The following is a 24,048-nucleotide window of genomic DNA, read 5'->3' as shown; positions in this document are numbered from 1 at the left end:
GACAGCGGGCCGCCGGGGGCCTTCCTCCGCCTCGGCCACGGGCGGCCCCGGGGAGCCTGTCGGCGCGACACCGCCGCGAGCCCCTGACAAGCCGCGGTCGGGCGGCATATCGTCGACCTGCCGCGCACGCGCGGCAGTGTACGCATGTACGCGGCCCGCTGGAGGAAGCATGTCCGACCTGCCCATCGGCTACTGGCTCAAGCACCTGGACCGGCTCATCGAGAACGACTTCGACCGGGTCCTCGCCTCGGAGTCGCTGGGACGCCGCCACTGGCAGGTGCTCAACTCCCTGCACACCGAGCCCGGCACGACCGCCGACCTCGACCGCAGACTGGCTCCTTTCCTGGAGGAGGACGAGTCCACGGTCGCCCCCGCCGTCGACCGCCTGCGCGAACTGGGGTGGGTCGAGGGCCTGGTCGCCCTCGCGCTCACGCCCCGGGGCGAGGCCGAGCACGACAAGCTCCTCGCCCGGGTCAAGGAGGCCAGGGCACGGCTCACGCGGGGGATCGGCGACGAGGAGTACCGCGTGGCCGTCGACGTCCTGGAGAGGATGTCGGCCAACCTCGAACAGGACTGAGGAGCCGGGCGCCCCGGATCACGGGGCGGGCAGCTCCCGGGTGAGCTCGACGAACGCCAGGTCGGCGCGCCTGGGGAGGCCGAAGGTCTCGTCCCCGTAGGGGAAGGGCTCGGTCTTGCCGGTGCCGGTGTAGCCGCGCCGCTCGTACCACGCGATCAGCTCGGGGCGCTGCTTGAGGACCTTCATCCGCATCAGGCGGCAGCCCCACTCCGTGACGGCGGTGCGCTCGGCCTCGGCCAGCACCTGCCGGCCCAGCCCGCCGCCCTGGACGGCGGGCCGGACGGAGAACATCCCGAAGTAGGCGCCGTTGACGCCCCGCTGGAGTTCGCAGCAGGCCACGAGGAGGCCGTCGGCCTCGGCGACGAGGACGATCGTGTTGGTGCGCCCCAGCAGCTCGGCCATGCCCTCGGCGTCCACGCGCTGGCCGTCGAGCAGGTGGGCCTCCGTGGTCCAGCCCCCTGCGGAGGAGTCTCCCCGGTAACAGGCGTTGACCAGTTCGACGAGGGCCGGGACGTCCGCGAGGACGGCGTGCCGGTAGGTCGGACTGAGCGGCCCGCCGGCTGCCGTCTCGCTGGTCTGGCTGGTGGTCACGCGCGTCTCCCCCGTCGCTTACGGTCACTGGCACCACCCAGTATCGACTACCGCGAAGTCGGGCAAATACGGACCCCCAGCGCGAAAACCGGCACCTCACGCACCCCCAGGTCAGGGGTCCGCCCGGTGCCGCCACGCCTCTCCGGTCCGCACCAGGAAGCTCCGCAGGCGACGCCGGGCGCCGTCCGCGCCGAGCATCCCCGGGGTGACCATCAGTTCGAGGGAGAGCCCGTCCACCTGGGTGTGGAGGTAGCCGGCCCACTCCTCCACCCAGGGGTCGGCATGGGGCTGGAAGGGGTCCCCGACCGGGGTTCCGACGAGCGAGGCGACCAGCTGCCGGTAGAGCCTGCGTTGAAGGTTCCAGCGCTGGGCGCGGTCCTTGTCGTGCTCGCCCAGGATCCCGGCGGACTCCCAGGCCCGGTACTCGGCCCGGCGCGTCTCGTCCAGGGGCAGGAGCTGTTCGGCGTACTCGGCCACGCGGTCGGTCGGCGGCATGTCGGCGGGCTGCCGCGCGGACAGGTCCCCGATCCGCTCCTTGACGCGGTCCTCGGACAGGTTCATGGCGAAGACCAGGAGCTCCTCGCGCGTCTGGAAGTAGTGGCGCAGTGCCCCCGGGGACCAGCCCGCCTCGGCCGCCACGGAGCGGATGGACACGGCGGCGGGGCCGGACGCGGCGATGACCCGCCACAGGGCCTCGGCCAGTTCCCGGCGGCGCTGTTCGTGATCGACGATCTTTGGCACGTCTCCTTTCTAACACATCTGTGTTATTTTATTTCACACAGTCGTGCGATAAAAACTGCGAGGAGTCCTCCATGCCCCCCTGGGAAGTACTGCTGCCCGTCGCCGGACTGGCCCTGCTGGACACGCTCAGCCCGGCCACCCTCGGCATCTCCCTGTACGTGCTGCTGAGCGGCGCGCGCTCGGTGGCCCGTCCCCTGTTCACCTTCCTGGGCACCGTCGCCCTCTTCTACTTCGTGCTCGGCTGCGCGCTCGTGCTCGGCCTCGGCGTCCTGCTGGAGACGCTCGGCGGTCTGGCCGACAGCGCCCTCGTCGGCTGGGCGATGGTCGTCCTGGGCGGCGGCCTGCTGGTCTACAGCTTCCTCATGCCGACCAAGCCGCGCGAGCCGCGCAGACCCGCCTCCTTCCGCACGGTCGCGATGGTCGGCCTGGGCCTGGCCACCGGCCTGTTGGAGGGCGGCACGGCCTTCCCCTACTTCGGCGCGATCGGCATCATGACCACCGCCGGGCTGCCCGCCGCGACCTGGCTCCCCCTGCTCGCCGCCTACAACGCGGTGATGGTGCTCCCCCCGGTCCTGCTCTACCTGGGCCACCGGGCCCTGGGCGAGCGGCTGCGTCCCCGGCTGGAGCGCTGGCGCACCAGGGTCGAGTCCGGCTCCCGGGAGGCGATGGGGTGGATCATCGGCCTGGTCGGCTTCCTCCTCCTGGTCAACGGCCTCGCCCAGACGGGGGCCGTCGCGGCCCTGGAGGGGGTCGGGGTCATCACCTTCCTCAACGGCCTGTGAGCCGGGAAGGCGTGTCCCGGCGCCAACGCGCGGTGGGGGCCGCACCACCACCGATGCGCATGCGTGCGACCCTGACGGACGGCCCCCTCCGGGCGTAGTTTCGGTGCCATGAACAGGCCCAAGTCCGTCTTCGCCCAGGTCGTCGCCGACTCCCGCTACAACCTGTGGGGGTTCCCCCTCGCCCTCGTCTCCTTCGTGCTCGTCGTGGTAGGTCTGGCCGCGGGAGCGGGCACCGCCGTGGTCGGGGCCGGGCTGTTCCTGGCCGCGGGCACCCTGCACGCCGCCAGGGGACTCGCCCACGTCGAGCGGATCCGCCTGGCCGACCTCCACGGCCGACCGGTGGTGCGCCGCCCCTACCGCTCCCCCGCTCCCGGCGCGGGCCCCCTGCGCCGGGCTCTCGGCGCCCTCGCCTGCAGGCAGAGCTGGCTGGACGCGCTGCACGCCGCGGTGGGACTGCCGGTCGCCGTGGTCGGCTTCTGCGTCACCGTCACCTGGTGGGCCGGGGCCGCGGCCGGCCTGCTCCACCCCCTGTGGGGGTGGTCCCTGTACACCGTCCCCGGCTACACCGACCTGGGGACCTACGTCGTCCCGGACAACCCCGTCGTGGCCACCACCGTGATCCACATGGCCGCCGGGGCGCTGTTCGCGCTGAGCCTGCCGATGGTCGTGCGCGGCTGCGCCCACGCCCGGTCCACGGTGGGCCGCGCCCTGCTGCTGGCCCCCGAGGACGCGGGGGTGCGGGTGTACACCGCCCGCCCCGGCGGCGTCCCGGACGAGGGCGCCCGCCGACACGCCCCGCCGCACGCCGCCCCGCCCGCCGGGCAGCGCGTCCCCTCGGGCGTCTGACCCGGCCGGCTCCCCGCGGGCCGGGATCCTCACCGCCCCCGGTACAGCTCCGTCAGCAGGGCGACGGCCGCGTGGGTGGCCGGATGGGGGTCGTGCCGCCGCCACACCACGCGGACCGGGATCGTGGACGCGTCGCGCACCGGACGGTAGACGATCCCGGGGCGCCGGTGCTGGGCCACCGTGCTCTCCGGGGTGATGCCGACGCTGCGCCCGGTGGCGATCTCGGCGAACCAGTCCTCGATGTCGTTGACGTGCTCCATCACCGGCCTGGTCTCCTCGGGCCACAGGTCGGCGGTGGTGGTCCCGGTGCGCCGGTCGAAGATCAGGTGCCGTCCGGCGATCTCGGACAGCCGCAGCGACCGCCGACGGGCCCAGGGGTCGTCGGCGGCCATCGCGCAGTACCGGCGCTCCCTGCCCACGACGGCGCTCTCGAACCTGCGCCCGTCGAAGGCCGCCCGCACGACCGAGAGGTCGCACAGGCCCTCGGCCAGGCCCCCGGTGGGCGAGTTGGTGCGGACCAGGTGCAGTTCGGTGCCGGGGTACAGGTCGGCCCAGCGCCGTTGGAACTCCCCGGTGTGGCGCCCCACCGCCGACCACGCGTGTCCCAGGCGCAGCCGCGTGTGCCCGTCGACGGCCTCGCGTACGAGGTTGTCGACCTCGGCCAGCACGACCCTGGCCCTGGCCAGGACCTGGACCCCCGCCGTGGTCGGGGTGACGTTGCGGCTGGTGCGGTGCAGCAACCGCACCCCCAGCGCGCTCTCCAGGGCTCCGAGGTTGCGGGAGACCGCGGCCTGCGAGACGCCCAGGTCGAGGGCGGCGTCGGTGAAGCTCCCGGTGTCGATGATCGCGACCAGGCAGCGCAGGTGCCGCAGCTCCAGTTCGTTCGGACGCATATCCATGCGCACAGCGTATAGACGGTCGCCCACATGCATTTTGCGTATGCGGGCGTGGGCAGCATGCTCGCCCCCATGGAGACATCGGTGAACACGTCGGGGGCGGGAACCGCCGCCGCCCCCGCCTCCCCCTCGGCCGAACCGGACGGGCGGGCGCGGTTGGCGGGGACGGCCGTGATGCTCGGCGGCGGCCTGTCCAACCAGCTCGGCGCGTCCCTGGGCGCCCTGGCCTTCCCTGTGATCGGCCCGGTCGGGGTGGTGGCCGTACGGCAATGGGTCGCCGGCGCGGTCCTGCTGGCGGTCGGTCGGCCCCGACCGGGCGCGTTCACGTGGTCCCAGTGGTGGCCGGTGCTGTCCATGGCCCTGGTCTTCGGGACCATGAACCTCACCCTGTACTCGGCCGTCGACAGGATCAGGCTGGGGCTCGCGGTGACCCTGGAGTTCCTCGGCCCGCTGGCCGTGGCCCTGGCCGCCTCGCGCCGGTGGGTGGACCTGGTGTGCGCGCTGGTGGCGGGTGGAGCGGTCGCGGTGCTGATGCGCCCCCAGGCCAGCACCGACCACGCGGGCATCGCGCTGGCACTGGTGGCCGCCGCCTGCTGGGCCGCCTACATCCTGCTCAACCGGACCGTGGGGCGGCGGGTGCCGGGCATCGGGGGCTCGGCCGCCGCGGCCGGCGTCTCCGCGCTGGTCTTCGCGCCCGTCGGCGCGCTGGTGCTCATCGCCCACCCGCCGACCCCCGCCGCCCTGGCGTGCGCGGCGGCGGCGGGCGTGCTGTCCTCGATCGTGCCGTTCCTGGGCGACCTGTTCGCCCTGAGGCGGGTTCCCGCCCGCTACTTCGGCCTGTTCATGAGCGTGCACCCGGTGATGGCGGCCCTCGTGGGGCTGGCGGTGCTGGGGCAGGCGCTGGAGTGGGTCGACTGGGCGGCCGTGGCGGCCATCGTGGCGGCGAACGCCGCCAGCGCCCTGGCGGCGGGCCGCGCGGGGCGGCGGACACGCGCAGCCGAGGGGTGAGGCGCGTCCGGGGGCGGTGCGCCTCCGGGCGCCCGGACGGGCGCGGACCCCCGGGTCGCCCTCCGACTTGACCAGAACATTAGTTGAGGTTCTACGGTTCTTGCCAACAGCCCCAACACACCCGGTGGTCGAACATGAGCATGGAAATGGCCGCGTGGAACTCCGTGTACCACGCGATGCACGCGAAGGAGGACCAGCGCCCCTTCTCCCTGCCGGTCCTGCGCCGGATCTCCTCCTTCGCCCGCCCCCACTCCCGCCACCTCTCCTGGTTCCTCCTCCTGAGCGTGGCCACGGCGGCCCTGGCCGTGGCCTCCCCCCTCCTCGCCGGACGGGTCGTCAACGCGATCGTCGACGGCGGCCCACTGCGCCCCGTGCTCGTCCTGGCCGGGCTCATCGCCGCCGTCGCCGTCACCGAGGCGGCCCTGGGACTGGTCGTGCGACAGCTGTCGGCCCGGGTCGGCGAGGGGCTCATCCTCGACCTGCGCACCACCGTCTACGACCACGTCCAGCGCATGCCGGTCGCCTTCTTCACGCGCACCCGCACAGGCGCCCTGGTCAGCCGCCTCAACAACGACGTCATCGGGGCCCAGCGCGCGTTCAGCGACGTGCTCTCCGGGGTGGTGAGCAACCTGGTCACCCTCGTCCTCGCCCTGGCCGTGATGCTCACCCTGTCCTGGCAGATCACCCTGCTCTCGCTCCTGCTGCTGCCGGTGTTCGTCGTGCCGGCCCGCCGCATGGGCGCCCGCCTGGCGCGGATCGAGCGCGAGCGCGCCGTCCACAACGCGGCGATGGGCACCCAGATGACCGAGCGGTTCTCCGCTCCCGGAGCCACCCTCATCAAGCTCTTCGGCCGCCCGGACGAGGAGTCGGCCGAGTTCGCCCGCAGGGCGAGCCGGGTGCGCGACATCGGCGTGCGCACAGCGATGGTCCAGGAGGTCTTCTTCACCGCCCTCACCCTGGTGTCCGCGCTCGCCCTGGCGCTGGTCTACGGCCTCGGCGGCTTCTACGCCCTGCGCGGGCAGCTCGACGCGGGCACCGTCGTGTCCATGGGCATGCTGCTCACCCGCCTCTACGCGCCGCTCACCTCCCTCGCCGGCGCCCGGGTGGAGGTCATGAGCGCCCTGGTCAGCTTCAGCCGGGTCTTCGAGATCCTCGACCTGAAACCGATCGTGGACGAGAGGCCCGGCGCCCGGACCGTCCCCGACGGAGCGGTGTCACTGGAGTTCGACGACGTCACCTTCGCCTACCCCAGCGCCGACAAGGTCTCCCTGGCCTCCCTGGAGGAGGTCGCCGCCCTCGACGTCCAGGACAACGGGGACGTCCTGCACGGGGTGTCCTTCCGCGTCGAACCCGGGCAGATGGTCGCCCTGGTCGGCTCCTCCGGCGCGGGCAAGTCCACCATCGCCCAGCTCGTCCCCCGCCTGTACGACGTGGACTCCGGCGCCGTGCGCCTGGGCGGAACGGACGTGCGCGACCTGACCTTCGACTCCATCCGCGCCACCCTGGGGATGGTCACCCAGGACGGGCACCTCTTCCACGAGTCCATCCGCTCCAACCTGACCCTGGCCTCACCCGGGGCCACCGACGAGCAGTTGTGGGACGCGCTGCGCCGGGCCAGGCTGGACGCCCTCGTGGCCGCACTGCCCGACGGGCTGGACACCGTCGTGGGCGAGCGCGGCTACCGGTTCTCCGGCGGCGAGCGCCAGCGCCTGACCATCGCGCGCCTGCTGCTGGCCGGACCCGAGGTGGTCATCCTGGACGAGGCGACCTCCGCCTTGGACTCCACCTCCGAGGCCGCGGTCCAGGCGGCCCTCACCGAGGCGCTGAGGGGGCGGACGGCCCTGGTCATCGCCCACCGGCTCTCCACGGTCCGGGCGGCCGACGCCATCCTCGTCGTCGAGGAGGGGCGGATCGCCGAGCGCGGCACCCACGCCGAGCTGCTGGCACGGGACGGCCGCTACGCGGAGCTGTACCGCACCCAGTTCGCCGCCGAAGACCCCGGGGCGACCGCCGCCGCGACCGCCGCGGCCGGATAGCGGTCCCGTGGACCCCGTCCCCCGGTGGCGCCACACCGGGGGACGGACCCTTTTCACGCCGCGGGCGCGGGCTTCCTGAGCAGTTCGTACAGGGCCGCGACGCTCTGGTCGCGGAGGCCCTCCGCGACGGCCCGCTCCAGGAGGCCGTTCATGGGCTCGCGCCAGGCGGTGTCCACCGGACCGTCGGCCGCGGTCTCCCGGTCGTGGGCGATCCCCTCGTGGAAAGGCCCACGGTGGAGAGGGGGTCGGTGTAGTCGCCGCGATCGATCTCGTCCGCGAGGCGCGGTAGGACGGAGGCGATCATCTCCAGCCACTTGACGGAGTAGCGCACCATCGAGCCCGCGTCGAGGCCGCGCTCCCTCAGGAGCGCCGCGCCCTCGAAGAAGCCGAGGAGGGCCGGGAGGAGGGGCACGGCCTGGTCCACCGGGAGGTCCACCACCAGGTCCCGCCCAAGGTGGGGTACTCCCTGACCGACTTCGGCCGCACGCTGCTGCCCTCGCTGAACGCCCTGGGCGCGTAGGGCGAGGCCAACATGGAGCGCCTCCAGGACCGGGCCCGGGGGTAGGAGCGGCCCGTCGCAGGGGCCGGCGCCGGTCGACGACGCAGCGGGCCGGCGCGAGGCGTCCGGCGGGTGTGAGGGTGGCGTCGGCGTGGGTGGTGCGGGGCGTCGCGGGCATCGGTCTTGACACGGTCGCCGCTGGGGCGTTGGAGCTTAGAGGGTGCGGCGACCACGCAGTCGATGCCGGCGTCGTTCAAGGCGCGGGCCAGGGAGAAACCGGTGGGTCCGGCCTCGTAGACGGCCCGGACCAGGCCGGGCAGGGTATGAAGCCAGTTCAAGATCTGGGCGTGGTCGCTGCTCAGACGGGTGGTGCTGATTTCGCCGGTGGGTTCGTGGATCGCGCACGCGGTGGTGGAGCGGGCGTGCACGTCCAGTCCGACGGTCGTAGGCTCGAAAGACACCGGGACCTCCCACACATGTAGGCACTACTTTCCAGGTTCTACCTGGTCGGCAACCCACGGCAACGTGTGAGCGAGGTCCCGGCCTTTCAGCGAACCCTCCCTACATACCGTCTAGGAGGCGCCGATCTCGCGGACGACGCGGGCCGGGTTGCCGACCGCCACCACGTTCGCGGGCAGGTCCTTGACGACCACGGAGCCCGCGCCCACCACGGTGTTCTCACCGATCGTCACGCCGGGGCAGACGATGACCCCTCCGCCCAGCCACACGTTGTCGCCGATGGTGATCGGCTCGCCCGCCTCCCACTTGGCGCGCCGCAGTTCGGGGTCGACCGGGTGGGTGGGGGTGAGCAGCTGGACGTTCGGGCCGATCTGCACGTCCGCCCCGATCCGGATCGGGGCCACGTCCAGCATGACCGCGCCGCAGTTGACGAACGTACGGGGACCGACGCTGATCTGATAGCCGTAGTCGACCCGCAGCGGGGGCCGGATCACGCTGCCCTCCCCCAGCTCGCCCACCAGTTCGGCCAGCGCCGCGTGCCGCGCCTCCAGGTCGTCGATCGTCGACGAGTTGAACGCCTCCGTCCGCTTCTCGGCGAGGAAGAGGTCGGCCTGCAGCTCGGGGTCGTCGGCGAGGTAGAGCTCACCGGCGAGCATGCGGTCCTTCTGAGTGGTCACACGGGGTCCCTTCGATCATGATTCGCCCCCGACCCTAGCCCCGGGCGTGTCTCCCCCGAAGCGGGCCCCCGCGTCCGGCGCCCCTCCCCGGCGGCCCGCCCTCCGGGCGTCCCGGCCAACGGTGGGACCGTCGGGCGGAGACCGGTGGCGCCCGCCTCAGGAGGCGGGCCCGCGGTCGGGCTCCGCGGGGGCCGCCGGCGGGTGGCGCAGGGCCGGGAGCAGGACGCCGTCGACCATCGACACGAGGAAGTCCCGGTCGAACGGCTTGCCCCGGACGAGTGCGCGGAAGGCGGCCATCGAGGGGATGAGCTGCGACAGCGCCTCGATGTCGGCCGTGGGCGGGATCTCGCCCCGGTCGACGGCACGCCGCATGAGGGCGTGGTGGGCCTCGGCCCACGGCTGGACGATGGCGGCGGTGCCCGCGTCGGCCAGGGCCCGGTCCTGGACGAGCATCGACGCGAGCCCCGCCATGATCTCGAGCCGGCGCTCGGCCTCCTCGACCGTCTGCGGCCTGAACAGGCCGAGGAGGTCGCCCCGGAGGTCCCCGGTGTCGGGCAGGTGCTCCAGGTCGACCTGGTCGCGCTTCATGCGCGCCACGGCGTCGACGACCAGTTCGGCCTTCGAGGGCCAGCGGCGGTAGAGCGTGGCCTTCCCGGCCCCGGCCCGCGCGGCGACCAGGTCCATGGACAGCCGGGAGTAGCCGACGTCGGCCAGGACCTCCAGCGCCGCATCGAGGATGGCGTCGTCCCGGGAGGGGTCCCGCTTGCGGCCGGGGCGCACGGGACCCTCCGCGGGTTTCCGGGTCTCGCCGTCTCGCGCCATGGCAGCCGCCTCCTCGTCTCTTCGACCCCGAAAGCGATACACATCAGTTCCGGAACGACACTGTATCGAATGGTCCGTCCGATGTGGCACGATGACCCGATGCACCATGTCACCGACGGCGAACGCCGGGCCCGACTGGCCGTGCGGCACGCACTGGCGCCCGGCGCCCGCGCCGACTCCCCCGAAGCGGCCACCCGTGCCGTCGTCGCGCTGCACGCGACCGAGCCGGCCACGGTCCACCTCTCCTGTTGGGCCCGCGTCTCCTCACTGACGGTCGCCGACGTCGACGGGGCGCTCCACTGGGAGCGCCTGCTCGTGAAGCAGCTGGCGATGCGGCGCACCCTCTTCGTGTTCCCGCGCGAGATGCTGCCGGGCGTGTGGCCGAGCGCCTCCGCCCGTGTCGCCGCGGCGGAGCGCGCCCGCATGGCCAAGGACCTCGTCAGGGCGGGCCTCACCGACGACGGAGGCGCCTGGCTCGACCGGGCCCGGGCCGAGATCCTCGCCGTGCTCGCCGACGCGCCGGAGGGCCTCGCCGCCATCGACGTGCGCCGGGCGGTGCCGATGCTCGACGTGAAGGTCGAGGGGTCGCCGGGCGAGCTGTGGTCGGCGCCCCGGGTGCTCACCCTCCTCGGGGCAGCCGGCGACATCGTCCGCGGCGCCGACGCCGGCCGCTTCCCCGTCTCACGGCCCCGCTGGACCCTGGCCTCGCACTGGTTGGACGGCGTCCCCGACCTGTGGAGTCCGGGTGAGGGGTACCGCGAACTGGTCCGCCGCTGGCTCCTCCGCTTCGGCCCGGGGACCGAGGACGACATCGTCTGGTGGCTGGGCGCCACCAAGGCGATCGTGCGCGGCGCGCTGGCCGACCTGGACGCCGTCGCGGTGTCCCTGGACAACGGCGCCACGGGCTGGCTCCTGCCCGAGGACGTGGGACCGGTGGAGGACCCGGGCGGGTGGGTCGCGCTCCTGCCGGTGCTCGACCCGACCGTGATGGGCTGGCGCGACCGGGACTTCTACCTGGGGCCGCACCGCGAGCAGCTCTTCGAGCGGCGCGGCAACGCCGGCACCACGGCCTGGGCCGACGGCCGCACTGTCGGTACATGGGTGCAGGACGGCGCCGGGGCCGTCCGGGTGCACCTGCTGGAGCCGGTCCCGGCCCCGACGCGGCGCGCCCTCGACGAGGAGGCGGAGCGGCTGACCGCGTGGCTCGGCGGGGTGCGCGTCGGCACCGGTTACGTGTCACCGGCGATGCGGGCCGCCCTGGACGCCCTGGGGTGAGGTCTGCCGGGGTTCCGCCCCCGGCGCCGTGGGTCGGGCCCATCGACCCACCGTTGTACCGGTGCCCGCTTCCCCGGCGCCGTGGGACGCACGGGTTCCGGAGGGCGGGGGCGGCGTCGGCCAGCGCGGTGACCGGCGGGCCCCGCGGGAAGCAGGGGCGGGGCCGCCTCCGGCTCTTCGCCGGGGCGGCCCCGCGGAAGGGCGCGTCAGAGGATCCGACGGGCCCCGGGGATCGCGCGGACCGCGGCGGCGAGCGCCCAGCAGGCGGGGACCGCGAGGGCGGCCAGGCCCAGGAACTTCACCGCGGCGGGTGCCTCCCAACCGCTCAGCGCCGTTCCGAGCCCGACCAGCACCAGCGGGTGCAGGAAGTACACGGCGAAGGCGTTGTCGGCCAGGAACGCGGAGGGGCGGGTCCGCCGGTCGAGGAAGCGGCGGAAGGACACCATCAGCGCGAGGGTCACGCCGACCGCGAAGAACGTCTCCGCCACCATGTGGAACAGCGCCGGAGCGGTCCCGGGTTCGTTCTCCGGCCCGAGGACGAGCCCCCCTCCCAGGAACGCGGCCAGGCCGAGGACGGCCGTCGCGCCCCCGTACCAGCCGGCCCGGCCGGGCAGACGGGTGAACCAGTTGTGGCGGTAGGCCAGCACGCCCACGGTGAAGAGGGCGGCGTACTGGGGCAGGTAGTCGGGGCTGGGCAGCCCCACGAACGGCCAGTAGGGGGCGGGGTTCACCCAGCGCCAGACGAACGACACCAGGGCCAGGGCCACGGTGAAGGCGACGACCGGACCGAGCCAGCGCAGCGGGGCCGTGTCCTCGGGGCGGGAGGCGGGGAGGACCGCCGTGCCCCGGCGCTCGGCGCGGCGCTCGCGGAAGCCGCGCACCATGACGTAGGTGAGGCTGAGGACGAGCAGGACCTCGACGAACCACATGGGGCCGGGGTCGAAGGTGATCACGTAGAAGAGCCAGTAGGGCATCTCCGCGCCCTCGGCGGCGGCCCCTTCCGCGAACATCCGGTAGGTGCCGGTCGTGAGCAGCGGCCGTACGAGCAGGGCGAACAGCAGCAGGGGGACGCCCAGGCGCACCAGGCGCTCGCGGACGAACCCCCGCTGCCCCCTCCGGTCCCTCGCTCCGGGCACGAAGTAGCCCGCGAGCAGGAAGAACAGGCCCATGAAGTAGGTCTGGTCGACGACGACCAGGAGGTCGAGCAGCCCGCCCGTGGGGTCCTGCGCGGGCTCGGTGTAGAACCAGACCGGGATGTTGCCGTAGGTGAGCGCGACATGGTGCAGCACGACCAGGACGGTCATCGCCACGCGCAGGTTGTCGACGTAGTGCAGGCGTCTCGGGGGCGGTGGCGCCGCCTCCGGGCTCAGGGCGGGCGCGGGTTGCTGTGTCATGGGGTCCTCGTGATGGGGGTGTGCGCCGGTCAGTCGGCGCGGGTGGCGCGGACGAGCTGTTCGCCGAGTTCGGCGGCGTGCGCCATGAGGTCGTGGTCGGGGTGGACGCGCCAGTACTCGAACATCCCGTCGGTGGCGGACTGCTGGGTCACGGCCATCGCCCGCACGTCGAAGTCGCGGAACTCGCCGCTCCTCTGCCCTTCCCGGTAGAGCCCCTCCAGGGACTCGTAGAGGGGTTCGGACTCGCCGGCCCCGTACCGGGGGGAACCGTCCGGCCTGCGCGCGTGGATGAAGATCTGCGCCAGGGCCGCCATGCGGCTCCGGTGCTCCAGCGCGTAGGCGGCCACACCCCGCACGTGTGCGCGGAGCATGTCGGCGGCGTTGTCCTGGGCGAGGATCCGCGGGACGACGGACTCGGCGATCTCCGTGTAGACGCCCGTCACCAGCTGGTCCATCAACTCGTCCTTTCCCGCGAAGTGATACGAGATCACGCCCTTGCTCACGCCCGCCTCCTCGGCGATCCGCGCCAGTGAGGCGTTGGGATAGCCCACCGCGGCGATGGTGTCGATCGCCGCGGCGACGATCTGCGCCCTGCGGGCCTCCTCGATGAAGGACCTTTTCTGACCGGCTGGATTATTTTCTGACCGCATGGCCAGAATCTAACACAGGAGGCCAGGAATCCATGGGGGATGTCCCTGAACCGCCCCTGGTCCGCCCCCGTCGGGCCGGGGGTGGAAACCCCGGGACGGCACGGTCCCGCCCCCCGGCGGCCGAGCCGAGATCCCCGACCGGAGGCGCCCACCGGCCCGGCCGGTCGGCCCCTGGCGGCCGATCGCCGGGGAGCGGGGGCGGGAGCGGCCCGGACGGGCCCGCCCCCACCCGGGCGCTCCTCGGCCGACACGGGCGGGGGCGGGCCGGCTCCCTCCCGGGCGCCGCGATCGGCGCCGGCCGGAACTCCTCGCCTCCCGGACCGGCCGCGGCCCGGGTTCCCCGGCCCTCGTCCACAGGCCCTGGAGAATCCACGGGGACAGGGGTACCGTTGTCCGTAGGCGCGGTCCCGCGCCCAACCCCCGGTCCCGGTGCTCGCGCCACCGGCTGTGAGGGGGCAAAGGGGACTCAGGGTCCTCGGGACGCCGGTCCGATGTGCCCCACCGGCGGGGCGGAGGGAGCGCGAGTTCCGACGCTGTCGCCGAGGAGCCGTCATGACCAGCCACAAGGCCTTCAAGCAGCGCGTGCGCGCCCGCATGGACAAGACCGGCGAGAGCTACACCGCCGCCCGCGCGCACCTGATCGGCCGCACCGGAACCGCACCCCGGTCCGACCGCGCGTCCTCCGAGCCCGCCGTCGGGCCCGGGAGAACCGCCGCCGACCGCTCACCCGCCGTTCAGCCCCCGCCCGGCGGGGAGCACACCGTGTCCGCCGACGCCCCTCCCACGAACGGGGCCCCGGTCGGCTCCGCCGGTCCCACCGGCGCATCCGCCCCGTCAGCGGCCGACCGGCGCACCACGGGGACGATGCGCGGCCGCGTCACCGACGACTCCGTGCGGGAGCACACCGGCCGCGACTACGCCGGATGGTTCGCCCTGCTGGACGGCTGGAACGGCACCGCCCGCACCCACACCGAGCTGGCGGCATGGCTGGGCCGGGAGCAGGGCGTCCCCGCGTGGTGGGCGCAGACCGTCACGGTCGCCTACGAGCAGGAGCGCGGGATGCGGGTCGCGGGCCAGAAGAAGGACGGGTTCGCGGTCAGCGTCAGCAAGACCGTCCACGCGCCGGTCGAGCGCCTCTTCGCCGCCTTCGTCGAGGAGGGCGAGCGCGGGAGGTGGCTGCCCGACCACGACCTGTCGGTGCGCACCTCCACCGAGCCCCGGCGCCTGACCGCCGACTTCGACCGGTCCACACGGATCAGCGCCAACTTCACCGCCAAGGACGGTGGCAGGAGCACGGTCGCCTTCGAGCACACCAAGCTGGCGGACGCGGAGACCGCCGCCGAGACGAAGGCGTTCTGGAGGCACCGGCTGGGGCAGCTCAAGGTCGTGCTGGAGGGGCACGGGGACCGCCCCTGAGCCCTGCGGGACCCGAGCCGTTCCCCCGCCCCGGGGCTGCCCGCCCCCGGCACGCCGTCCTTCACGGCCGTCGGGGGCGGGGACGCCCTCCCCGGTCCGAGCGCGTGGGCCGCCCCGCCCGGACGGCGGGGCGGGCCACGGCCTAGCGCTCCAGGTAGGCGCGCAGGTGGCGGGCGGTGAGGGTGTCGCCCTCGGCCACCAGCTCGGCGGGACTGCCCTCGAAGACCACGCGGCCGCCGTCGTGCCCGGCGCCCGGCCCCAGGTCGATGAGGTGGTCGGCGTGCGCCATGACCGCCTGGTGGTGCTCGATCACCACCACCGTGTTGCCGTCGTCGACCAGACGGTCCAGCAGGGCGAGGAGCCGGTCCACGTCGGCCAGGTGCAGGCCGGTGGTGGGCTCGTCCATCACGTACACCGCACCCTCCTTGGCCATGCTGATCGCCAGCTTCAGGCGCTGGCGCTCACCGCCCGACAGGGTGGTCAGCGGCTGGCCCAGGCCCAGGTAGCCCAGGCCGACGTCGTAGAGCCGGTCCAGGATGGTGCGGGCGTTGCCGGTGGTGAAGAACTCCCGGGCCTCCACCACCGACATGGAGAGCACCTCGCTGATGTTCCTGCCGCGCAGTTCGTGGGTGAGCACCTCGGGCCGGAACCGCTTGCCCTCGCACTGCTCGCAGGTGGAGGCGACTCCGGCCATCATCGCCAGGTCGGTGTAGATGACCCCCGCGCCCTTGCACTCGGGGCAGGCCCCCTCGGAGTTCGCGCTGAACAGGGAGGACTTGACCTTGTTGGCGCGGGCGAAGGCGGTGCGGATCGGGTCGAGCAGGCCTGTGTAGGTGGCCGGGTTGGAGCGGCGCGACCCGCGGATCGGTGACTGGTCGACCACCACCACGCCCTCCCTTCCGGGGAGGGCGCCGTGGATGAGCGAGCTCTTGCCCGATCCCGCGACCCCGGTGACCACGGTGAGCACCCCCAGGGGGACGTCCACGCTGACGTCCTTGAGGTTGTGGCTGTCGGCCCCGGTGATGGAGACGGCCCCGGTGGGGCGGCGGACCTCGGCCCGCAGGGTGGCGCGGTGGTCCAGGTGGTCGCCGGTGAGCGTGCCCGAGGCGCGCAGCCCGGCCACGTCCCCGGAGTAGGTGATCCGCCCGCCGGACGGTCCGGCGCCCGGCCCCAGGTCCACCACGTGGTCGGCGATCGCGATCGTCTCGGGCTTGTGCTCGACCACCAGCACGGTGTTGCCCTTGTCGCGCAGGCTCACCAGCAGGTTGTTCATCCGCTCGATGTCGTGCGGGTGCAGGCCCACGGTGGGCTCGTCGAAGACGTAGGTGACGTCGCTGAGGCTGGAGCCCAGGTGGCGGACCATCTTGACGCGCTGGGCCTCGCCGCCGGACAGCGTGCCCGACTCCCGGTCCAGGCTGAGGTAGCCCAGGCCGACCTCGACCAGGGAGTCGAGGGTGTGGCCGAGGCTGTCCAGCAGCGGCTTCACCGAGGGCTCGTCCAGGGAGCCGACGAAATCGGCGAGCTCGTTGATCTGCATGGACGAGCACTCGGTGATGGTGCGTCCGGCGACCTTGACCGAGCGGGCCTCGGCGTTGAGCCGCGTGCCCTCGCACTCGGGGCACGTGGAGTAGGTGACGGCGCGGTCCACGAAGGCGCGGATCCCGGGCTGCATGGAGTCGCGTTCCTTGGCCAGGTAGGTGCGCTTGAGCTTGACCACCAGCCCCTCGTAGGAGAAGGAGTTGCCGCCCACCTTGACGCGGGTGGCGGGGCCGTGGAGGAAGGTCTCCCACTCCTCGGGGGTGTAGTCGCGCAGCTTGCGGTCCGGGTCGAGGAACCCGGAGTTGGCCATGACCTGCCAGTACCAGGAGTCCACCGCGAATCCGGGGACGGTGATGGCGCCCTCGTTCAGCGACAGGTCCCGGTCGTAGAGCTCCTCCAGGTCGACCTGGTTGGTGCGGCCCAGCCCCTCGCACTCGGGGCACATGCCCTCGGAGTTGTTGAAGCTGAACACGCTCGACGGCTCCAGGCGCGGGGTGCCGACCCGGCTGAAGACGATCCGCAGCATGGCCGCGGCGTCGGTGGCGGTGCCGACGGTGGAGCGGGAGTTGGCGCCCATCCGCTCCTGGTCGACGATGATGGCGGCGCTCAGGTTGCGCAGGGTGTCCACGTCGGGTCTGCCCTGGCTGGGCATGAACGACTGGACGAACGTCGTGTAGGTCTCGTTGATGAGTCTTTGCGACTCGGCGGCGATCGTGCCGAACACGAGGGAGGACTTTCCCGACCCGGACAGGCCGGTGAACACGCTCAGCCTCCGCTTGGGGATGTCCACCGAGACGTTGGCGAGGTTGTTCTCCCTTGCGCCCCTGACCTGGATGGTGTCGTGGCTGTCGGCCATGGAGGTGGGTTCGGAAGACACGCTGCTCCTCAGAAATCCTTATGCGGTAAACTGGCGGCCTGCGAACGTTAGTTTATGACATAAGGAGATGCAAGTGGTCATCTACGCCGGGCAGGGTGACGCTCGTCGCTCCATGGGCCTGCTGTGGCGCGCCCCCGCGGACACGTCCGCGCGTGCCGTCCCCGGCCCCAAGCCCGAACTCAGCGTGGACCTGGTCGTGGAGACCGCCATCGGCGTCGCCGACGAAGAGGGCATGGACGCGCTGTCGATGCGCGCGGTGGGACAGCGGCTCGGGCGCACCGCCATGTCGCTGTACACCTACGTGGCCAGCAAGAACGAGCTCATCGAGCTGATGTACGACCACGCGTTCGGGGAGCTCGCCGAAGCAGCCGAAGCCGATGGCGAACCGGACTGGCGCAAGGCTACGACGAACTGGGCGACCCGGCTGTGGGAGTTCTACCTCCGCCACCCCTGGGCGCTGGAGGTGTCCCAGGCCAGGCCGGTGCTGGGCCCCAACGAGTACCGGCTGTTCGAGTCCATGGCCCTCGTGCTGCACCGTGCGGGTCTGGACGCCGCCGGCATCCGCAGCACCTACGGCAACCTCTTCTCCCTCGTGCGCGGCTCCGTGCGGACGGCCGCGGAGGCCCGCCGCGCCGAGGCCGTGACGGGAGTGCCCGAGGACGAGTGGTGGTTCGCCCGGTCCGCGCAGCTGGACGAGCTCGTGCCCGACTTCGCCGAGCGCTTCCCCGTCCTCGCCCGCATGTCCGAGGCGGGCGCGTTCTCCAACGAGGACGAGAGCGAGCCCTACCTGGAGCAGGAGGCGTGGGAGACCTTCCAGTTCGGTCTGAACGCCCTGCTCGACGGGGTGCGGGGCAAGCTCAGCGCACGGGCCCGCCCGGAACCGCGCACGTGATGATCTCCTCGGAGGCGTCCGTGAGCGGACCGCGGGCCCAGTCGCCGTACCGGGCCCGTACCTCCAGGCCGGCCCCGGCCAGGAGCGCGTCGAGGGCGCCGGCGTCCGGGAAGCGCAGCGTGCTGCGGCTGTGCCGGACCTCTCCGCCCCACGCGGTACTGGAGTAGGCGGTGGTGAAGGTGACCAGGTCGCCCTCCACACCCTCCAACCGGTGCACGGAGGGCGCCTCGGCCCCGTCCGGACCGGTCACCGTGCGCGTGCGCGAGGGCCGCCAGGCCTCCCATCCCCGCGCCGCGGGGTTGCGCGTCTCGAACACGAACCGGCCGTCCTCCGCCAGGGCCCGTCGCACGGCTGCCAGGGCCGACCGGAGCTCCTCGTCCGTGGTGAGCACCTGGAACGCGTGCCCGGTCATCACGACGAGGTCGAATTCGTTCTCGAAGGACGTCGTCGCCAGGTCTCCGAGGACCCACTCGACGTCCCCGCGGTCGCGTCGGCCGACCTCCAGCATCGCGTCGGCGGGATCGAGCCCCACCAGCCGCCCCGTGTGGCCCCGCCTCCTGGCCTCCCGCTGGAGCAGCCCGGTGCCGCAGCCCACGTCCAGGACCGACCGCGCGGACATGACCAGGTCGATGTAGAAGGCGTCGTCGGGGGCCAGGCCCCAGGGGTGGAAGACGTCGTAGAGTTCGGCCATCGCGGCATCGGAGAAGACGTTGTCGACCATGCGGCCAGTGTGGTGGACCGGCCCCGCGCCCGCACCCGGATTTCCCGGCCCGCGCCTCTCCGCCCGCGGAGGGATCCTCGTCCCGGCCGCGGCCGAGGGGCGCCGCGGGCCGGGGCGGGCCCCGGTTCGCTAGCCTCGTCCCCGACGAGCCCGGCGCCGCCCGGCCCCGGGAGAGGAGAACGGGGAGACCCATGCCCGCACCCGACCCGGACCGGTTGCACCCCACGACCCGGCCGGACCTGACCAACGTCGTCTTCCTGAAGGCACAGGTCACCTCCGACCTCATCGAGGTCGGCGAGTACACCTACTACGACGACGAGGGCAGCGGAGTCCCCTTCGAGCAGGCGTGCGTGCTCTACAACTACGGCCCCCAGCGCCTGGTGATCGGCCGGTTCAGCGCCATCGCGCCGGGCGCCACCATCCTCATGCCCGCCGGGAACCACCCCACCGTGGGCCCCTCCACCTACCCGTTCACGATGTTCGGCGGCGAGTGGTCCGAGCGCACCATGGACACCTACCTGTCGATCCCCGCCCCGCCCGACACCAGGATCGGCAACGACGTGTGGATCGGCCGGGGCGCCACGCTCATGCCGGGGGTGGCGATCGGCGACGGCGCCGTCGTGGCCGCGCACAGTGTCGTGACCAAGGACGTCGCCCCCTACGCGCTGGTCGGCGGCAACCCGGCGCGGCACATCCGCAGCCGCTTCGACGAGGACGACGTCGCCCGCCTGCTCGCGGCCCGGTGGTGGGACTGGCCCGTCGAGGCGATCACCGAGCACGCCGCCCTCATCATGGGCGGCAGCCCCGCCGAGGTGGCCGCGGTGGCCGAGGGCGTCCTCGGCGGCTGAACCGGGGGGCGGGGTGCGGCGGGCCGCGGGGCCTCAGCCGTCCAGGACGTGCCCGGTGGTGGCGTCCACGTGGTCGGGCACCTCCTCGTGGCGGTCGCCGACCGTCAGGGTGCCGGTGGGCTCGAAGAGGAGGATCGACGCGCCCCCGTCCGACTCGGGCCGGTGCTCGGCGCCGCGCGGGACCACGAACACCGATCCCCTCTCCAGGGCGACGACCCGCTCCGGTGCGCCCTCGCGCTCGCGCAGCCGGATGCGCAGGTCCCCGTCCAGGAGGAGGAAGAACTCGTCGGTGCCGTCGTGGGCGTGCCACACGTACTCGCCGCGGACCTTGGCCACGCGCACGTCGTAGTCGTTGACCCGGGTGACGATGCGCGGACTCCACAGCTCGTCGAAGGAGGCCAGCGCGTCCCGCAGGTTGATCGGTCGTTCGCTCATAGGGCCATCCTGGCCATGGCGCCCCGACCGGAGAAGTGCTAGGAATCGCACATGCCGCAAGAATCCTCGCACCGAGTCGCACTGGTCGTCGACGAGGGCTCGAACCCCTTCGAGATGAGCGTGGCCACCGAGCTCTTCGGACTGCGCCGTCCCGAGCTCGACCACCCCTGGTACGACCTCACCGTGTGCTCGGCGGTCCCCGACGTGCGCGTCCACCTGGGGCTGTTCACCATCACCGACCTGGCCGGGCTGGAGGCGGTGGAGGAGGCCGACACGGTCATCGTGCCCAACCGCCCCGACCCGTGGGTGCCGCCCAGGCCGGAGGTGGTCGCGTCCGTGCGCCGGGCGGCCCGGCGGGGAGCCCGGCTGGTCAGCTTCTGCAGCGGTGCGTTCACCCTGGCCGCCGCCGGGGTCCTGGACGGGCGGAGGGCCGCCACGCACTGGAGGTTCGAGGAACTGTTCGCCCGGATGCACCCGGGGGTCCGCCTCGAACGCGACGTGCTGTTCGTGGACGAGGGCGACGTGCTCACCGCGGCGGGCAGCGCCGCCGCCCTGGACCTGGGACTGCACCTGATCCGCCGCGACCACGGCGCGGAGACCGCCAACACGGTCAGCCGACGGCTGGTGTTCGCCGCCCACCGGGAGGGAGGGCAGCGCCAGTTCGTCCGCAGGCCGCTCCCCGAGACCGCCGACACCTCCCTGGCCCCGGTCCTGGCCTGGGCCCGAGAGCACCTGGGCGAACCGATCGCCGTCGCCGACCTGGCCTCTCGGGCGTCGGTCAGCCCGGCGACCCTGCACCGCCGGTTCCGGGCCGAACTGGGCACGACCCCGCTGGCCTGGCTGCGCTCCGAGCGCGTGCTGCTGGCCTGCCGCCTGATCGAGGCCGGAGGCATGGGCTTCGAGGCGGTGGCGCGGGCCAGCGGCCTGGGCAGTACCGCCAACCTGCGGGCGAGCGTTCGGGCGCACACCGGGGTCGGCCCGGCCCGGTACCGGGAGCGGTTCGGTCCGCGTCCCCCGGCCCGCGCCTGACCGCGCGGTCACGGCTCCCGTGCTCACGGGGCGGGCCGGTCGCGCGGCCGCCGGACCGTCGGAGACCAGGCCCTCCTCGCCTGGGAGCGCTTCCAGAGGTCTAGGATCGGCCGCATGGAAACACGTGTACTGGGTCGCACCCGCAAGGACGTCGGCGTCGTCGGTTTCGGCGCCTGGCAGATCGGAGCCTCCTGGGGCGAGGTCAGCGAGGCCGACGCCACCGCCGCCCTGCACACCGCGGCCGAGGAGGGCGTCACCTTCTTCGACACCGCCGACGTCTACGGCGACGGCCGCAGCGAACGGCTCGTGGGACGCCTGCTCAAGGAACTCCCCCACATCACCGTGGCCACCAAGATGGGCCGGCGCCAGGAGCAGCTCGCCGCGAACTACAACCCCGCCAACTTCCGGGCCTGGAACGACGACTCCCGCCGCAACCTGGGCGTGGACACCGTCGACCTCGTCCAGCTGCACTGCCCGCCCTCCGCCGTCATCTCCACCGACGCCGTCTTCGACGACCTGGACGCCATGGTCGAGGAGGGGCGGATGCGCGCCTACGGCGTCTCGGTCGAGACCGTGGACGAGGCCCTGGCCGCCATCGCCCGCCCCCACGTGGCCACCGTCCAGATCATCCTCAACGCCTTTCGCCACAAGCCCCTGGAGCGGTTCCTGCCCGCCGCGCGCGAGGCCGGGGTCGGTGTCATCGCCCGCGTCCCGCTGGCCAGCGGCCTGCTCTCGGGCAGGTTCACCGCCGACACCTCCTTCGCCGACGACGACCACCGCGCCTTCAACCGCGAGGGGCAGGCCTTCGACAAGGGGGAGACGTTCTCCGGGGTCCCCTACGCCACCGGGCTGGAGGCCGTGGAGCGTATCCGCCCGCTCGTCCCCGAGGGGATGACGATGGCCCAGTTCGCGCTGCGCTGGATCCTGGACCAGGACGGCGTGAGCGTCGTGATCCCCGGGGCCCGCAACGCCGACCAGGCGCGCGGCAACGCCGCCGCCGCGGACCTGGCTCCCCTCTCCCCCGAGGTCCACGCCCGGATCGGCGAGGTCTACGACGAGCTCGTCCGGCCCCACGTCCACCACCTGTGGTGACCGGCGAGAACCCCGCGGGCTGACGGGAGGCCGCCACGGGCCCCTGTCGGCCCCGCGTCCGACGGGGGGGCCGTGGCGGCCGGGGAGGCCCCGGCGCTCCCGGCCGCGGAGTGCGGCGGCCGGGAACGGCGCGCCCGGTCAGCCCTCGGGGAGGCGGGCCTTGCGGCCGGCGCCTCCGAAGCGGCGGGCCAGGCGCTCGAACGCGTCCTCGAGCTCGGGCGGTCCGACGACCTCGAAGTCGGCGTCGAACCGCCCGACGGCGGAGGCCAGGCCGACCCATGACCACGAACCGAGCACCAGTCGGCAGCGCTCCGGCCCCAGCTCCTCGACCAGCCCGTCGTAGGCGAAGGGGACGACGGACGCGGCGGGCAGGTCGAGGACGACCTCCCCCCGGCAGGGCCAGTCGGCCGGTCCGCCCGTGCCCCGGAACCTGCCGGTGACGAAGGCGGCCACGTCGCCGCCGGGCACCTCGCGCGGGGTGAAGCGCGGACCGTTGGGGGTGCGCGGCGAGATGCGGTCCACGCGGAGGGTCTGCCAGTCGCCGCGCTCCTCCTCCCACGCCAGGAGGTACCAGCGCCCCCGCCAGGTGACCAGGTGGTGGGGCTGCACCCGGCGCCGGACCACCGCGGTGTCGCCCGGGTCCGAGGCGGACCGGAAGGCGGGGGTGTAGTCGAGGCGCAGTTCCTCGCGGGCGTGGACGGCGGCGCTGAGCGCCATGAGCAGGCTGCCGTCGGCCCGGGCGGGAACGGCGTCGGGCGGCACGACCGCTTCGACCCGGATCGGGCGGATCCGCTGGCGCAGGCGTGCGGGCATGACCTGGCGGATGGTGTTGAGCGCGCGTTCCGCGGCCTCCCCGATCCCGGCGCCGGTCGCGGTGGCCGCCTGGAGCGCCACCGCCAGCGCCACCGCCTGTTCGTCGTCGAACAGCAGCGGGGGCATCTGCGAGCCCGCGTCGAGCCGGTAGCCGCCGTCGCGCCCCTTGAAGGCCGTGATCGGGTAGCCGAGTTCGCGGAGGCGGTCCACGTCGCGGCGGACCGTGCGCGCACTGACGTCGAGCCGCTCGGCCAGCTCGTCACCCGACCAGTCCCGGCGGGTCTGGAGCACGGACAGGAGCGCGAGCAGGCGGGCGGACGTTTTCACCATGGACCCATCCTGCTCGACATAGAGGACACACCCTGTCCTGTGAGCCTGCGAATGTAGGGCCGCAGGCAGCGAAGGGGCGGGCGCAAACGCGGTCATCGCAGGTCACGACCCCTCGGCGGCGGACGTTTCCGTGTCCGCCGCCGAGGGGCGCGGCCGTCCACCGCCCCCGACACCCGGCCGTGCACCGCCGCGGCGGCACACGGCCGACTGCCACCGACACCAGCCGTACAAAGCTCACCCGAGCAGACGAAGACCGGGAGCCACCATGTCCATCACGACCACGACCCACCTGAACTTCCGCGGCGAGGCCCGCGCGGCGCTCGACTTCTACCACTCCGTCTTCGGCGGGGACATCGCCGTCGTCACCTACAAGGACACGGGCAACGTGCAGAACCCGGACGAGGCGGACTGGGTGACGTGGGGCCAGGTGATCGCGGACAACGGCTTCCACGTCATGGCCTACGACGTGCCCTCCCCGATGCCGTGGGACCGGGGCGAGAACGCCGTCTTCGTCTCCGTGCGCGGGGACGGCACCGAGGAGATCACCGCCCTCTGGGAGAAGCTGGCCGTCGGCTCGACCGTCGTGCAGCCGCTGGAGGCCTCCCCGTGGGCGCCGCTCTACGGGATGCTCAAGGACCGCTTCGGCATCGTCTGGGTCCTGGACGTCGCGGCTCCGTACAACGGCTGACCTCCGTGTGCCGGGGCGGCGGGGCGGGCTGAGCGCCCCGCCGCCCCGGCCCCCCTGCCCCCCCGCGGCGGGCCCGGGGGCGGGGCCCCCCCCGGCGGGTGGCCGGGGGCGGGCC

The 24,048-nt window shown here is 73.4% G+C and carries 25 protein-coding genes; 13 read left to right on the top strand and 12 right to left on the bottom strand.

The features are described from left to right. The first annotated feature begins 169 nt into the window (after positions 1 to 169). On the top strand, positions 170 to 577 hold the full coding sequence (locus tag ABZ234_RS17920; RefSeq protein ID WP_355012822.1) for a winged helix DNA-binding protein: 408 nt from the start codon (positions 170 to 172) through the stop codon (positions 575 to 577). An 18-nt stretch (positions 578 to 595) separates the two neighbouring features. Here ABZ234_RS17920 and ABZ234_RS17915 read toward each other — a convergent pair whose 3' ends face one another. Together ABZ234_RS17915 and ABZ234_RS17910 are read right to left on the bottom strand one after the other, a co-directional pair. Next, positions 596 to 1,168 (bottom strand): GNAT family N-acetyltransferase, encoded by a 573-nt coding sequence (locus ABZ234_RS17915; protein WP_355012821.1) that lies wholly within the window; start codon positions 1,166 to 1,168, stop codon positions 596 to 598. A 111-nt stretch (positions 1,169 to 1,279) separates the two neighbouring features. Beyond that, positions 1,280 to 1,909, bottom strand: a complete 630-nt coding sequence (locus ABZ234_RS17910) for a TetR/AcrR family transcriptional regulator (RefSeq protein WP_355012820.1) — start codon at positions 1,907 to 1,909, stop codon at positions 1,280 to 1,282. Between the two features lie 71 nt (positions 1,910 to 1,980). Here ABZ234_RS17910 and ABZ234_RS17905 point away from each other — a divergent pair, with 71 nt between their 5' ends. Together ABZ234_RS17905 and ABZ234_RS17900 are read left to right on the top strand one after the other, a co-directional pair. Beyond that, complete coding sequence (locus ABZ234_RS17905; protein WP_355012819.1) at positions 1,981 to 2,691, top strand: GAP family protein; 711 nt, start codon at positions 1,981 to 1,983, stop codon at positions 2,689 to 2,691. Between the two features lie 108 nt (positions 2,692 to 2,799). Next, positions 2,800 to 3,537, top strand: coding sequence for a sensor domain-containing protein (locus ABZ234_RS17900; RefSeq protein ID WP_355012818.1), 738 nt, complete (start codon positions 2,800 to 2,802; stop codon positions 3,535 to 3,537). Positions 3,538 to 3,566: 29 nt separating this feature from the next. Here the strand turns inward: ABZ234_RS17900 and ABZ234_RS17895 are convergent, their stop codons facing one another. Then, positions 3,567 to 4,430, bottom strand: coding sequence for a LysR family transcriptional regulator (locus tag ABZ234_RS17895; protein ID WP_355012879.1), 864 nt, complete (start codon positions 4,428 to 4,430; stop codon positions 3,567 to 3,569). A gap of 33 nt (positions 4,431 to 4,463) precedes the next feature. Between ABZ234_RS17895 and ABZ234_RS17890 the strand changes: the two genes are divergently transcribed. Both ABZ234_RS17890 and ABZ234_RS17885 read left to right on the top strand, forming a co-directional pair. Continuing rightward, a complete protein-coding gene (locus tag ABZ234_RS17890) occupies positions 4,464 to 5,441 on the top strand; it encodes an EamA family transporter (RefSeq protein WP_355012817.1) in 978 nt (325 codons plus the stop codon). A 134-nt stretch (positions 5,442 to 5,575) separates the two neighbouring features. After that, positions 5,576 to 7,477, top strand: coding sequence for an ABC transporter ATP-binding protein (locus ABZ234_RS17885; RefSeq protein WP_355012816.1), 1,902 nt, complete (start codon positions 5,576 to 5,578; stop codon positions 7,475 to 7,477). Between the two features lie 148 nt (positions 7,478 to 7,625). Here ABZ234_RS17885 and ABZ234_RS17880 read toward each other — a convergent pair whose 3' ends face one another. Continuing rightward, complete coding sequence (locus ABZ234_RS17880) at positions 7,626 to 7,916, bottom strand: hypothetical protein (RefSeq protein ID WP_355012815.1); 291 nt, start codon at positions 7,914 to 7,916, stop codon at positions 7,626 to 7,628. A 15-nt stretch (positions 7,917 to 7,931) separates the two neighbouring features. Between ABZ234_RS17880 and ABZ234_RS17875 the strand changes: the two genes are divergently transcribed. Beyond that, the gene (locus tag ABZ234_RS17875; RefSeq protein ID WP_355012878.1) at positions 7,932 to 7,997 is read left to right on the top strand and encodes a hypothetical protein; all 66 of its coding nucleotides are present in this window, start codon (positions 7,932 to 7,934) and stop codon (positions 7,995 to 7,997) included. A 551-nt stretch (positions 7,998 to 8,548) separates the two neighbouring features. Here ABZ234_RS17875 and ABZ234_RS17870 read toward each other — a convergent pair. Then, the gene (locus tag ABZ234_RS17870) at positions 8,549 to 9,091 is read right to left on the bottom strand and encodes a sugar O-acetyltransferase (protein ID WP_267950389.1); all 543 of its coding nucleotides are present in this window, start codon (positions 9,089 to 9,091) and stop codon (positions 8,549 to 8,551) included. A gap of 177 nt (positions 9,092 to 9,268) precedes the next feature. Beyond that, positions 9,269 to 9,934 (bottom strand): TetR/AcrR family transcriptional regulator, encoded by a 666-nt coding sequence (locus ABZ234_RS17865; RefSeq protein ID WP_355012814.1) that lies wholly within the window; start codon positions 9,932 to 9,934, stop codon positions 9,269 to 9,271. Between the two features lie 99 nt (positions 9,935 to 10,033). Between ABZ234_RS17865 and ABZ234_RS17860 the strand changes: the two genes are divergently transcribed. Beyond that, positions 10,034 to 11,209: a winged helix DNA-binding domain-containing protein gene (locus ABZ234_RS17860; RefSeq protein WP_355012813.1), complete on the top strand. Its 1,176-nt coding sequence runs from the start codon at positions 10,034 to 10,036 to the stop codon at positions 11,207 to 11,209. A 206-nt stretch (positions 11,210 to 11,415) separates the two neighbouring features. Here the strand turns inward: ABZ234_RS17860 and ABZ234_RS17855 are convergent, their stop codons facing one another. Together ABZ234_RS17855 and ABZ234_RS17850 are read right to left on the bottom strand one after the other, a co-directional pair. Continuing rightward, a complete protein-coding gene (locus tag ABZ234_RS17855; protein WP_355012812.1) occupies positions 11,416 to 12,603 on the bottom strand; it encodes an acyltransferase in 1,188 nt (395 codons plus the stop codon). A gap of 29 nt (positions 12,604 to 12,632) precedes the next feature. Beyond that, positions 12,633 to 13,253, bottom strand: a complete 621-nt coding sequence (locus ABZ234_RS17850) for a TetR/AcrR family transcriptional regulator (RefSeq protein WP_355012811.1) — start codon at positions 13,251 to 13,253, stop codon at positions 12,633 to 12,635. Between the two features lie 552 nt (positions 13,254 to 13,805). On the opposite strand from ABZ234_RS17850, the gene ABZ234_RS17845 reads away from it, so the two are divergent. After that, the gene (locus ABZ234_RS17845; protein ID WP_355012810.1) at positions 13,806 to 14,669 is read left to right on the top strand and encodes a hypothetical protein; all 864 of its coding nucleotides are present in this window, start codon (positions 13,806 to 13,808) and stop codon (positions 14,667 to 14,669) included. A 142-nt stretch (positions 14,670 to 14,811) separates the two neighbouring features. On the opposite strand, the gene ABZ234_RS17840 is transcribed toward ABZ234_RS17845, so the two are convergent. Then, positions 14,812 to 17,085 (bottom strand): excinuclease ABC subunit UvrA, encoded by a 2,274-nt coding sequence (locus ABZ234_RS17840; protein ID WP_355012809.1) that lies wholly within the window; start codon positions 17,083 to 17,085, stop codon positions 14,812 to 14,814. A 73-nt stretch (positions 17,086 to 17,158) separates the two neighbouring features. Here ABZ234_RS17840 and ABZ234_RS17835 point away from each other — a divergent pair, with 73 nt between their 5' ends. Then, positions 17,159 to 17,977 (top strand): TetR/AcrR family transcriptional regulator C-terminal domain-containing protein, encoded by an 819-nt coding sequence (locus ABZ234_RS17835; protein WP_355012808.1) that lies wholly within the window; start codon positions 17,159 to 17,161, stop codon positions 17,975 to 17,977. Here the strand turns inward: ABZ234_RS17835 and ABZ234_RS17830 are convergent. After that, the gene (locus ABZ234_RS17830; protein ID WP_355012807.1) at positions 17,943 to 18,698 is read right to left on the bottom strand and encodes a class I SAM-dependent methyltransferase; all 756 of its coding nucleotides are present in this window, start codon (positions 18,696 to 18,698) and stop codon (positions 17,943 to 17,945) included. The genes ABZ234_RS17835 and ABZ234_RS17830 overlap by 35 nt on opposite strands. Before the next feature lie 191 nt (positions 18,699 to 18,889). On the opposite strand from ABZ234_RS17830, the gene ABZ234_RS17825 reads away from it, so the two are divergent. Continuing rightward, the gene (locus tag ABZ234_RS17825) at positions 18,890 to 19,546 is read left to right on the top strand and encodes a CatB-related O-acetyltransferase (RefSeq protein WP_344175460.1); all 657 of its coding nucleotides are present in this window, start codon (positions 18,890 to 18,892) and stop codon (positions 19,544 to 19,546) included. 33 nt (positions 19,547 to 19,579) lie between these two features. On the opposite strand, the gene ABZ234_RS17820 is transcribed toward ABZ234_RS17825, so the two are convergent. Beyond that, positions 19,580 to 19,981, bottom strand: a complete 402-nt coding sequence (locus ABZ234_RS17820) for a cupin domain-containing protein (RefSeq protein ID WP_355012806.1) — start codon at positions 19,979 to 19,981, stop codon at positions 19,580 to 19,582. A gap of 51 nt (positions 19,982 to 20,032) precedes the next feature. Here ABZ234_RS17820 and ABZ234_RS17815 point away from each other — a divergent pair, with 51 nt between their 5' ends. Continuing rightward, positions 20,033 to 21,010 carry a helix-turn-helix domain-containing protein gene (locus ABZ234_RS17815; protein WP_355012805.1) on the top strand — a complete coding sequence of 326 codons (978 nt, stop codon included), beginning with the start codon at positions 20,033 to 20,035 and terminating at the stop codon, positions 21,008 to 21,010. Between the two features lie 114 nt (positions 21,011 to 21,124). Beyond that, positions 21,125 to 22,102, top strand: coding sequence for an aldo/keto reductase (locus ABZ234_RS17810; protein ID WP_267950112.1), 978 nt, complete (start codon positions 21,125 to 21,127; stop codon positions 22,100 to 22,102). Between the two features lie 138 nt (positions 22,103 to 22,240). Here ABZ234_RS17810 and ABZ234_RS17805 read toward each other — a convergent pair whose 3' ends face one another. Further along, on the bottom strand, positions 22,241 to 23,245 hold the full coding sequence (locus ABZ234_RS17805) for a WYL domain-containing protein (RefSeq protein ID WP_355012804.1): 1,005 nt from the start codon (positions 23,243 to 23,245) through the stop codon (positions 22,241 to 22,243). A 265-nt stretch (positions 23,246 to 23,510) separates the two neighbouring features. Between ABZ234_RS17805 and ABZ234_RS17800 the strand changes: the two genes are divergently transcribed. After that, positions 23,511 to 23,933, top strand: a complete 423-nt coding sequence (locus ABZ234_RS17800; RefSeq protein ID WP_267950114.1) for a VOC family protein — start codon at positions 23,511 to 23,513, stop codon at positions 23,931 to 23,933. Positions 23,934 to 24,048: the final 115 nt, after the last annotated feature.

Source organism: Nocardiopsis sp. NPDC006198 (genome assembly GCF_040613895.1).
Lineage (GTDB): Bacteria > Actinomycetota > Actinomycetes > Streptosporangiales > Streptosporangiaceae > Nocardiopsis > Nocardiopsis tropica.
Note: the sequence above shows the minus strand (reverse complement) of the source record. Positions and strands in the feature narration are given on the sequence as shown.